At 60.5% G+C, this 10,758-nt stretch carries 9 protein-coding genes; 7 read left to right on the plus strand and 2 right to left on the minus strand.

What is annotated here, in order from left to right; genetic code table 11:
• From WBV42_RS06825 to WBV42_RS06850, 6 genes are all read left to right on the plus strand, one after another.
• A partial coding sequence (locus WBV42_RS06825) for a PAS domain-containing sensor histidine kinase (RefSeq protein ID WP_423985359.1) occupies positions 1 to 1,832 on the plus strand: 1,832 nt, incomplete at its 5' end.
• Between the two features lie 34 nt (positions 1,833 to 1,866).
• Positions 1,867 to 2,505 (plus strand): helix-turn-helix domain-containing protein, encoded by a 639-nt coding sequence (locus tag WBV42_RS06830; RefSeq protein WP_423985360.1) that lies wholly within the window; start codon positions 1,867 to 1,869, stop codon positions 2,503 to 2,505.
• A gap of 228 nt (positions 2,506 to 2,733) precedes the next feature.
• Positions 2,734 to 3,093 (plus strand): group I truncated hemoglobin, encoded by a 360-nt coding sequence (locus WBV42_RS06835; protein WP_423985361.1) that lies wholly within the window; start codon positions 2,734 to 2,736, stop codon positions 3,091 to 3,093.
• A gap of 232 nt (positions 3,094 to 3,325) precedes the next feature.
• Complete coding sequence (locus WBV42_RS06840) at positions 3,326 to 4,606, plus strand: MFS transporter (RefSeq protein ID WP_423985362.1); 1,281 nt, start codon at positions 3,326 to 3,328, stop codon at positions 4,604 to 4,606.
• Positions 4,607 to 4,745: 139 nt separating this feature from the next.
• A complete protein-coding gene (locus WBV42_RS06845) occupies positions 4,746 to 7,490 on the plus strand; it encodes a cation-translocating P-type ATPase (RefSeq protein WP_423985363.1) in 2,745 nt (914 codons plus the stop codon).
• 72 nt (positions 7,491 to 7,562) lie between these two features.
• On the plus strand, positions 7,563 to 8,033 hold the full coding sequence (locus WBV42_RS06850; protein WP_423985364.1) for a universal stress protein: 471 nt from the start codon (positions 7,563 to 7,565) through the stop codon (positions 8,031 to 8,033).
• A gap of 16 nt (positions 8,034 to 8,049) precedes the next feature.
• On the opposite strand, the gene WBV42_RS06855 is transcribed toward WBV42_RS06850, so the two are convergent.
• A complete protein-coding gene (locus WBV42_RS06855; RefSeq protein WP_423985365.1) occupies positions 8,050 to 8,958 on the minus strand; it encodes a DUF7551 domain-containing protein in 909 nt (302 codons plus the stop codon).
• Between the two features lie 382 nt (positions 8,959 to 9,340).
• On the opposite strand from WBV42_RS06855, the gene dpsA reads away from it, so the two are divergent.
• Positions 9,341 to 9,886: a DNA starvation/stationary phase protection protein DpsA gene (gene dpsA / locus WBV42_RS06860; RefSeq protein ID WP_423985366.1), complete on the plus strand. Its 546-nt coding sequence runs from the start codon at positions 9,341 to 9,343 to the stop codon at positions 9,884 to 9,886.
• Between the two features lie 631 nt (positions 9,887 to 10,517).
• On the opposite strand, the gene WBV42_RS06865 is transcribed toward dpsA, so the two are convergent.
• Positions 10,518 to 10,758: hypothetical protein (locus WBV42_RS06865; RefSeq protein WP_423985367.1), on the minus strand; the 241-nt coding region annotated here is incomplete at its 5' end.

The following is a 10,758-nucleotide window of genomic DNA, read 5'->3' on the forward strand; positions in this document are numbered from 1 at the left end:
GGTTCACCAAAGTCACCCGGGACATGACCGAACGTCGAGAGGCGAAACAACGTCTCCAGGAGGAACGCGACCTGATCGAACAGGCGCTCGAAACCGTCCCGGTCGGTATCTCGGTCATCTCGTCGGACGGGACCTTCTTGCGGTCGAACTCCTGGATCACCGACCATCTCGGAATCGATGAATCCGAACTGAAGCAGTACACGGCCACGTCGTGGGACCTTTACGACGAGGATGGCGAGTTGCTCTCGCTCGAAGACGACCCGTTCATACGGGTGATCGAGACCGGTGAATCCGTGGTCGATTTTTACTGTCAGTTCCGTCCAGAAAGCGACGACCCTCGATGGCTCTCGATAAACGTCTCCCCTATCGAGGATACCGAGGACGAGGTCGGTCGTGTCGTGTACGCCATCGACGACATCACCGAACAGAAAAAGCGGACGGAGCAACTCCGGCGTGAGCGAAATCAGACCGAACGACTGTTGGAAACGTCACCGGTCGCCATCTCGGTGCAGGATGCGGACGGGACGATACGGCTCGCAAACCGGCGAGCACAGGAGATCCTCGGCTTATCCGAACACGAAATGATCGCGGAACGCGAGAACGCCGACGAGTGGAGTCTCTTCGATGTGACCGGTGATCCCCTTCCTCCGGAGGAGTCACCGGCCGCGCGCGTTCACGCTACGGGCGAGCCGATGCACGACGAGGAGATCGCCATCGAAAAGCCGAACGGCGAACGGCTGTGGCTGTCCGTCAGCGCCGCCCCCGTGTACGGTCCCGACGGGGAACTCGAACGGATCATCTCGGCTGGCGAGGACATCACCGAACTCAAACAGCGGGAGCGCGAACTCGAACGCAGACGGAGCGAACTCGAAACCGAACTGAGCGAGATTCTCGGCCGTGTCTCGGACGCCTTTTTCGCGCTCGACGACGAGTGGCAGTTCACGCACGTCAACGACCGTGCGGAGGAGATACTGTCGGAGTCCGCCGACGAAGTACTCGGAAAGCGGTTCTGGGACGTGTTTACCGACACCGGCGACACGGTCCTGTGGGAGGAGTTCCACGCCGCGATGGAGACCCAAACGCCGACCACATTCGAACTCAACTACGAACGGCTCGATATCTGGATCGAGATAAACGCCTACCCGTCGGAGACGGGTCTCTCGGTCTATTTCCACGACATCTCCAAACGAAAGGAGCGCGAACGCCGATTGGAGCAGTTCGCAAGCATCGTCTCACACGACCTTCGGAACCCGTTGTCCATCGCACAGATGTATCTGACGGAGGCCGAGATAAACGGGCAGGAGAGCGATTTCCAGGAGGTGAAGCGCGCACACGACCGGATGGAACGGATCATCCATAACCTGTTGCGGATGGCTCAGAACACGGAGCCGACTATCGAACCGAGCAGCGTCTCCCTTCCAAGCGTCATCGACCGGGCGTGGCATCACGTCAAAACGTTCGATGCAACCCTCCACATCGACGAGGCGATGCCGGTAGTGTTGGCCGACGAAGACCAACTCCAAACGGTGTTCGAGAACCTGTTTCGGAACGCAGTCGAACACGGGGGTCCCGAAACAGAGATACGCGTCGGGAGGCTCTCTGACGGGTTCTTCGTGGAGGACGATGGACCGGGAATTCCGTTCGACGAACGGTCCAAGGTGTTCAACTACGGCCACACCGTAAACGACGGGACGGGGTACGGACTCACCATCGTCTCCGAGTGCATCGAGACCCACGGGTGGGAGATAGACGTGGTCGGTTCCACGAGCGGCGGTGCCAGATTCGAAATCCGCGGCGTCACGGAAGGCAGTAGTTCGGCGGGGCAGTACTGAGTTATTTATCCGTCGGCGGGGGATAGGTTTAGATATGGCCTCCGGTATTCACGTCCAACTCGCGGTGAGCGACGCGGGTGGATGTCCCGTCTCGTCGATCAGCAAGGAGTTGGAAATCGAATCCCTCCGCGTGGACCAACACACCACGCGGACGGCGACGGGAGTCGTCGGCGAACTGACGGTCGACCGCTCCGACGACGCCGGAACGGAACCGGCGGCGGTCGAGGAAGTGTTCGTCGACGAGACGAAATCGGTGTATCGGTACACGCACGACGACGAGTGCCCGTGTCAGCGCGTGCCGGATCACGGCTGTCCCGTTCGGACCCTCCGGGCGGATTCCGGCCGACTCGTCCTCTCGTTCATCGCGCCCGATCTCGAAACGCTCCGCGGCGTCGTCACCGACTTGCGGTCGTGCTGCGGGAACGTCACCGTGAATCGGCTCACACGGTCGGCGGCCGCCGACGAGCGGTCACTGTTATTTGTGGACCGTACGGCGTTCACCGACCGCCAGTACGAGGCGCTCGAAACAGCCCACGAAATGGGGTACTTCGCATCGCCGAAAGGGGCGACCGCCGAGGAGGTCGCAACCGAACTCGGGATTTCGGTCGCCACGTTCCTCGAACACCTCTCGGTCGCACAGACGAAACTGCTCGACCAAACCCTCTCTTCCTGAAACCGCCGTCGACGGGTTCGCCGATTCTCGGGGCGGTGGTTCACCCGTCGAACGTGAACCACGAACCGGCCGGACGCGGTTCACGAATCCGTCGAGGTGAGCCACGAATCGTGAATGGTGTCCCTCGTTCACACTTCTCTTGGTATCTATTCACATGGGTTTAAATAAACCCGAGTATGGTAGTGAACAACCGTATGCGAAATCCCCGCCGACATTCGTAACGACACGATGTCTCAATCAGTGTATCAGGAAATCGGTGGTCACAGTGCGGTCGAAGCGGTCGTCACGGACTTCTACGACCACGTGTTGTCCGACGAACAACTCGTTCCCTACTTCGAGGGAATGGACATGCAAGAACTACGCGCACATCAAATCAAGTTCATCAGTGCGGTTGCTGGTGGTCCGGTCGAATATACGGGTGCGGACATGCGCGAGGCACACGACCATCTCGACATCGACGAACCCGACTTCGATGCCGTCGGCGAACATCTCGAAAACGCGCTTCGAACGAACGGCGTCGATGACGACAACGTCGAGGCGATCATGGCGGAAGTCGTCGCGCTCAAAGACCCTATTCTCGGTCGATAACGGACTCTTCAGGGACGGACCCCTCGGGGGACGGACTCTTCAGGGATGGACTCCGTGGGTGTGGTGTCCGAAAACACCGTCGACTCTTCGGACTTTCCACACGGTATCGGTCCGACGAAACTGCCGTAAACCGTCCGTTTATCCCTCTCAATCGGCTCAGTTTAGGTATGACTGCAGATTCGTTTTCCCGAAACGAACCGACCCCGGAAACGTACGTGACGGTGATTGCGGAGTGAGTTCCGACCACGACACGAAAACCGTCGTTCTCAGTCTCATCGCGGGCGTCTTCTTCGGCGGCATCGGCGGCGGCGTCGCCTTTCCGACGTTGCCACGACTCGGCACGCTACTCGGTTTTTCGGCGCTGACCGTCGGCATCATCCTCGCCATCAACCGATTCACCCGAATGCTGTTGAACACGCCCGCCGGAACGATTCTCGACCGCTTCGGCACTCGACGGCCCATGCTCGTCGGGTTCGTCCTGCAAGGACTCGCGCCGTTCGGCTACGTCCTCGGGTTGACGGCCGCGTGGACGAAGGGTCTCGCGGGTGCGCTTCCGCTGACGGCGACCGCCGTGAGCGCCACGACGTTCGCCGGGTCGCGCGTGCTGTGGGGAATCGGGTCGGCGTTCGTCTTCGTCGGCGCGTTCAGCACCGTGACGAAGGTCACGACGACGGAAAACCGCGGCAAGTGGACGGGCTACCTGCGCGGCGGGCAGAGTCTCGGGTTTCCAACCGGACTCGTCGTCGGCGGACTCGTTGCGAACATATACGGATTCACCCCGGCTTTTCTCGTCGCGGGCGTCGCCGGGTTGTTCGCCGCGTTCGTCGCTTTCCTCGTCCTGCCCGACCTCCATCCCGCCGTCGAAACCGACACCGGACTGCGCGAGATACCGAGCATCGTCACCTCTGACGTTCGCATCCTCTCGGTCGGACTCGTGAACTTCGTCGTCCGCTTCCTCTTCGCCGGGGTGCTCCTCTCGACGGTCGTGGAGTACGCCGCGGCGGTCGGCATCCACATCGGCTTTCTCGACGCGACCGGGATCAGCGGCGTCGTGATGGCCGTCAGCGTGCTGTTCTCCAGTGCCACGACGCTCTTCGCCGGTCCGGCGTCCGACCGCGTGTCGAACCGTGCGTTCGTCTCGATCCCGTCTCTCGGCTTTCTAGCCGTCGGTTTCGGCCTTCTCGCGTTCGTTCCGACGCTTGCCGGGACGTTCGTCGGCGTGGCTGTCATCGGTATCGGCGTCGAGGCCGTGAACATTCCCCTGCTCGCGTATCTGGGCGACATCAGCCCGGAAAACGACGTGGGAAAACTGGGGGGCGTCTACAACGTCTTCGGCGACTTCGGTTCGACGGTCGGCCCGCTCGTCGCCCTCCCGTTCGCCGTCCAGTTCAGTTACACCACGGAGTACCTCGTCTGCGTGCTACTGGTCGTCGCAACGGCTCTCATCGGCGCGCTCACGCTGCTCGGCGGCAACGACACCCAACGTCCGATTTCGGTGCCGAGCGACGACTGAGTTTCAGGCAGTTAGATGAGGAATCACCTCCCGAGAAAACCACCAAAGCTCTTTCACGACCGCAAACGTGCGGTGATATATGTTTTGTATCCGACGGATATCGACAGTCGAACGCGCCGTTTCCCACCATCCGTGACCGATGAACGCCGTTGAACTCTCGGAAGAAGGACCGACCGAGTGGTATAGCGAACCGCGCGACCGCGTCTTCGAGCGACTGGATTCGGACGAGGGGGGGTTGACCGACGATGACGCCGCGGACCGACGAGCGGAGTTCGGACCGAACGAACTGGAGCAGGAAGCCGGGATTTCGCCATACAGACTGTTTCTCTCCCAGTTTCAGGATTTCCTCATCTACCTGCTGATATTCGCCGCCCTCCTCTCGGTCGCGGTCGGGGTGCTCCCGGGGACGGCCCCCAAATACGAGGAGGCGGCCCTGATACTGCTCATCTTGCTGGCGAACGGTCTCTTTGGGTTCGTGCAGGACTACCGAGCCGAGATGTCCATCAAATCCCTGCAGGAACTCTCAACGCCGAACGCGACCGTACTCCGAAACGAGGAGACCGTCACCGTCGATGCCGCGGACGTCGTTCCGGGCGACATCGTCGTCATCGAGCAAGGGTCAGTGATTCCGGCGGACGCGCGACTCGTGGAATCGACGGCAATGGAGACGAACGAGGCCGCCCTCACCGGCGAAAGCACGTCCGCCACCAAGGAATCGGGGACCGTCGACGCGGACGCGCCGCTGGCCGAACGGAACAACATGGTGTACATGAATACGACCGCGATTAAAGGTCGGGGGCGGGCCGTCGTCGTGGCCACGGGGATGGACACCGAAGTGGGCGACATCGCGACCGAGATTCAGGAGGCCGAACCGCGGGAAACACCCTTCCAGAAGGAAGTGGACGAACTCGGAAAACGGATCGGGTTCGGTATCGTCGCGCTGATTCTCGTCATCGCGGCCACCCAATTCGTTTTCACTGCCGCGGGGTGGCTCTCGATACTGCTGACCGGAATCACGTTGGCAGTCGCGGCGGTCCCCGAGGGGTTACCGGCGGTCGTGACGTTGACGCTGGCGCTGGGGTCGAGAAAGATACTCGACCGAGACGCGCTGGTCCGACGACTCCCGGTGGTCGAAAGCCTCGGCTCCGTCGAGGTCATCGTGAGCGACAAGACGGGGACGCTCACCGAGAACCAGATGACGGTCAAGCGGGTGTACTTCGACGGCACTGCCTACGACGTCACCGGAACGGGCCTCTCGACGGACGGCGAGTTTCGACGCGACGGCGAACGTGCGAACGCCGAAGAACTCACACCCCTCCTGTCCTGCGGGGCGTACTGTAACGACGCCGAACGAACGCCGAACTCCGCTGACGAGGAGTATTACGGCGACCCGACCGAGGTCGCCCTTCTGGTCTCCGCCGCGAAGTCGAACGTCCGTCCCGGTCACGAGCGTCTCCGCGAGATTCCGTTCTCCTCCGAGCGAAAGCGGATGACGGTCGTCGCCCGGGAATCGCTCTCCGTCCTTTCGCACGGCGACCCCGTCGGTGTCGATTCGACCCCGACCGCCTACACAAAAGGGGCACCGGAGGTGGTTCTAGAACGCTGTGATCGATTCCTCGAAGACGGGGAAGTTCGGGAACTCACAGACCCGAAACGCGAGGAAATCCTCGAACGGAATCGGAGGTTCGCTTCGAACGCGCTCCGGGTGCTCGGCTTCGCCGCTCGGTCGGTCGATGACACCGAGGCGGACCCGGAGGATATCGAACGGAACATGGTATTTCTTGGTCTCCAAGGGATGATCGACCCGCCTCGGGACGAAGTCCCGGAGGCTATCGAGGACTGTCAGCACGCAGGAATACGGGTCGTCATGGCGACGGGCGACAACCTCGACACGGCGAAAGCCATCGGTCGGGACATCGGGTTCGATTCGGAGACGGCGATGGTCGGCGCGGACGTCGAAGCCCTTTCCGACGACGAACTGCGTGACGTCGTCGAGCGTGTCGACGTCTTCGCTCGCGTATCGCCCCAGCACAAAGTCCGGATCCTTCAGGCGCTTCAGGGGAACGGACACACCGTCGCGATGACGGGAGACGGGGTCAACGACGCACCAGCACTCCGGAACGCCGACGTCGGCATCTCGATGGGCGTCCGTGGCACCGATGTCGCTCAACAGGCGTCGGACATGGTGTTGCTGGACGACAACTTCGTCACCATCCGCGACGCCGTCGCCGAGGGGCGTGCCATCTTCGACAACATTCGAAAGTTCGTGAACCTGTTGTTGTCCGCGAACGCCGGTGAGGTCCTCACCGTCTTCTTCGGCGTCTTCGTCGGCACGCTCCTCTTTCCGGACCTGTTCGCGGCCGAAGCTGATCCGCTCATCCTGACGCCGGTCATGCTGCTCTGGATCAACATCGTGACCGACGGCCTTCCGGCGCTCGCCCTCGGAACCGACCCCAAAGCACCCAACATCCTCGACAGACCCCCGCGGAACGACGGGCAGGGTGTCATCGACCGTCGCATGGTGTTTTCCATCATCTCGATCGGTCTCACGATGACGGTCATCGGGTTGGGCGTCTTCTTCTACGGATTGGCGGCCGTCCGTGAACTCGTCACGGCACAGACCCTGCTGTTCACGTTCATCGTCACCGTCGAGATGGTCGTCATCCAGGTCATCCGGTCCCGATACAACCAATCCCCGTTCTCGAACCCGTGGCTGATCGCCGCCGTCGCCGTGTCGTTCGGTCTCCAACTGCTCGTGCTCTATACGCCGCTGAACGCCCTGTTCGACGTGTTTCCGGTCTCGGTCGCTCACTGGGTCTGGATCGCACTCGGCACCGTCGCGTTCGTCATCGTCACGACGGTCGCCGAACGAACGCTCGGATGAACCCCCAATAGATTCCGACCGTCGGTTTTCCCCGCCGATATCGCTTATCCTAAACGGTCCCGTATAGCCCCCATGGCTCAACGAATCCTCGTCCCGATAGACGGTTCCCCGTTGTCCTCGAAAGCGCTCGAAGTCGCGCTTTCGGACTATCCGGACACCACGGTCACGGTGTTGTACGTCATGGACCCCATCGGATCCGGGTTCAACATCGTCGAAGTCATGCGACCGAAGTTCACGGACGGTGCCCCGCCGGGGTCCGTTTCGATGGAGTACTGGAACGAGTGGTACGAATCCGCCCACGAGAAAGCAACGAACTTGTTCGACGCGGCACAGGAACTCGCGGACGAGTTCGACGTCACGCTGGTGACCGCTGTCGAATTCGGCGAGCCGAAACACGTCATCGTCGAATACGCGGAGGAACACGACATGGACCGCATCGTCCTCGGAAGCCACGGTCGGTCCGGTGCGACCCGTCTCGTACTCGGGAGCGTCGCCGAAGCGGTCACGCGCCGGGCATCGGTTCCGGTCTTGATCGTCAAGTGATCGGTTCCGCCCGTCGTCAGGTATCCCTGACCGTCGCCCGAAGGAGGCCGGTGTCGGTGGATTTCGTCGGGTCGCGCGTCGACAATCGTAGCTCCCAATCGTGGGTATCGACCGCCCGGGCCCACTCTATCGACACCGGATCGGGAAGGATTCGGTTGAGTTCGATGGCGAGCGGAAGCGTCGGAAGGTATCGTTCGTCCCCGTCGAGCGCGTATTCGGAGAGCGTCACGAGCCATCCGCGGGATGACGACGTGTCGTCCAGCGGAGTGAGGTGATAGTCGGCCGCGATGGACACCGAAACCAGACGCTGGAGGGCGGTTTCTATCGTCCTCCCGTCGTCCTCGACCGGCGGCATTCGTCTCGACGCGGCTTCGAGGACGTGGTGTTGTTCGTCCGTGGACAACTGGTCGGTCAACTCGACGACCATGCTTTCGAGCAACACGAGACAGAACTCGTCCCGGTCCGCGACCGACTCCGCGGCGTCCAGATACACGTCCATCACCGCGCGCTCTACGCGCTCGTATCCCTCGTCCGCGAGCGTCTCGAAGAGAGCACCGGTAACGTCGTGACAGAAATCGATGAGCGGCTGTCGGTCGGTAACCGAACCGTCCGCAGTCAATTCGTCCTCCCGTCGCGCCAGCGCTGTCGTGTCTCCGGCCGTCTCTCCGACGAGGGCGTACGTTTCCGGTGCCTCGCAGACGATGAGGTCGTGGTACGGCAGTTGTGGATCGTACCGTCGAAGCGCGGCTCGATACTGTTCGGCGAAGCGGAGTGCCGCCCGTGCGGTGTGTCGACTGTCGAACCGTCGTCCCGCGATGGGAACCGGATTGGTCCCCGTTCGGGTGCAGATGATGTGATATGCACCCTCGTCCGTTTCGAGCGATTCGACGCTTCGGCGAATGTCGTGGAGCGTGTGTCCTACCATGCGTGTGTCCGTTGCGTTCCCGCGCTATCGGCGTTCGTGGAGTTTCTCCGGCGGTGTGAGGAGGAAATTCTACGCGCGTCCACCGTTTCATCGTTGCCCTGTTCCATGGGTTTAGGCAAGCCTAAAAACCTAAAAGTGTTTTGTTCGATGCATGAATGGTGCGTATCTCGACACGATTCGGACGCTTTCGTCTCCCACCGTTTTCGTCACTCAGAGCGTTTTATCACCGGGAGAGACCTCGAAACCGTCGGAAACGGCGGTTGTGATCCCCTCGAAAACAGGGGCATCGACCCCGATAGTGCCCAAATATTTTTTGGCCATCCAAAAAAATTGTTTTCCTTTGAAAAGATCTATGTGGCTGCCCCACGGAGTAGTAGTTGCAATGAGTGTTCAAGAGGAAGTCCGGCAGAAGGCCGGTACGGTCGAGGAGAACCCGGTTCGCCTCGAAGAGGCGAAGGCAGAACAGATCATCGACGCGTTGAACACGGACCTCGCGGACGCGTACGTGCTCTACCATCAGCTACACAAACACCACTGGAACGTCGAAGGGGCCGAACACCACGACATCCACCTCTTCCTTCAGGAAGCGTACGAGGAAGTCGAGGAGGCCGCGGATGCGGTCGCGGAGCGCGTCCAGGCGATCGGTGGCGTCCCGCACGCCAGCATGGCGGCGCTCTCGGCGGCCGCGACGGTCGAACCCGAGGACGAGGACGTGTACGACATCCGAACCTCGTTCCGCCACGACCTCGGAATGTACGGTGACATCATCGAGAGCTACCGCGACCACATCGAACTCGCCAACGGTCTCGGCGACTACGCGACCGAAGAAATGCTTCGGGAACAACTCGTGGAGCTAGAGGAGTACGCACACACCATCGCCCACTACCTCGAAGACGATACGCTCGTCCTCGAATCCGCGACGCACTGATTCCGTCGCTCTTCTATTCGTTTCGTTTTCGTCGAATTGTCGAGTATTACCGCAACGACGAGACGACAGTATCCGTTGCGATCCAGCCATCCGTGTTTCCGTCCTCGATGAAAACGAACCGCTCGGGCCGTGTTTCGCAGAGATCGATATCCGGCGTCGTCGATCGGGAGGGGGTGGTCGTTTCGTCAACGGTCCGTGAGTTGACAGCCATCGGAGATTTTTAGGGTGGCCTAAAACAAAAAGGAATCGATTTTCGTTCGGCGTCATCGCGGACGACGGCACGGAGTACTCCGTTCGTTCTCAGCTTGAAGTAGTATATTCTGTATATATTATCGAAGCACACTAAATGGTGTCAAAACGATATATATTGCGATAGTTGCGATAATATACTCTGTGACGAATTGATTAGTTGTGTTTGCTTGACCAAGCAAATAACTAAGTGCGATTGCTACAAGACCAAAAACTACTGCGAATAGTAACCGTTTCTTACTCAGCAGTGTCGATGTGGTGTTTTGTGTGGAGGTGAGCGAATTGCTGGAACCCATACTATCTCTATATTCTTGTCAAACCTAATTCTTTACCTACTTCCATTTTGAGCAGGGAATTGAACCATCTGTTTTTCACACTCTGCCTAAAACAGCCCACTGCCAAGTTCTCGGAAAAAATGCATCTTTGACAGCAAAGGTCCACTGATTTTCTCTGTGGGGTGCAGGTCGCCGGTCTCGGCATCGACGAGGTAGGCGGCGAACGCGCCAGCGTCGCGCCGGAACAGCGTGTTCGACAGGGAGCAGTCGTTCCACACGAAACCGGTGAGGTGAAGGCGCCCGATCAGCGCGACGAGGGCGTCGAGCAGCCGGTCGACCGTGTCGGGG

Origin of the sequence: Haladaptatus sp., assembly GCF_049589095.1 — an archaeon.
Taxonomy (GTDB): Archaea; Halobacteriota; Halobacteria; order Halobacteriales; family Haladaptataceae; genus Haladaptatus.

Bases quoted from the DNA above. Each gene is read 5' to 3' on its own strand.
- WBV42_RS06830 (WP_423985360.1), top strand. From the start codon at position 1,867: ATGGCCTCCGGTATTCACGTCCAACTCGCGGTGAGCGACGCGGGTGGA.
- WBV42_RS06835 (WP_423985361.1), top strand. From the start codon at position 2,734: ATGTCTCAATCAGTGTATCAGGAAATCGGTGGTCACAGTGCGGTCGAA.
- WBV42_RS06845 (WP_423985363.1), top strand. From the start codon at position 4,746: ATGAACGCCGTTGAACTCTCGGAAGAAGGACCGACCGAGTGGTATAGC.
- WBV42_RS06850 (WP_423985364.1), top strand. From the start codon at position 7,563: ATGGCTCAACGAATCCTCGTCCCGATAGACGGTTCCCCGTTGTCCTCG.
- WBV42_RS06855 (WP_423985365.1), bottom strand. From the start codon at position 8,958: ATGGTAGGACACACGCTCCACGACATTCGCCGAAGCGTCGAATCGCTC.
- dpsA (WP_423985366.1), top strand. From the start codon at position 9,341: ATGAGTGTTCAAGAGGAAGTCCGGCAGAAGGCCGGTACGGTCGAGGAG.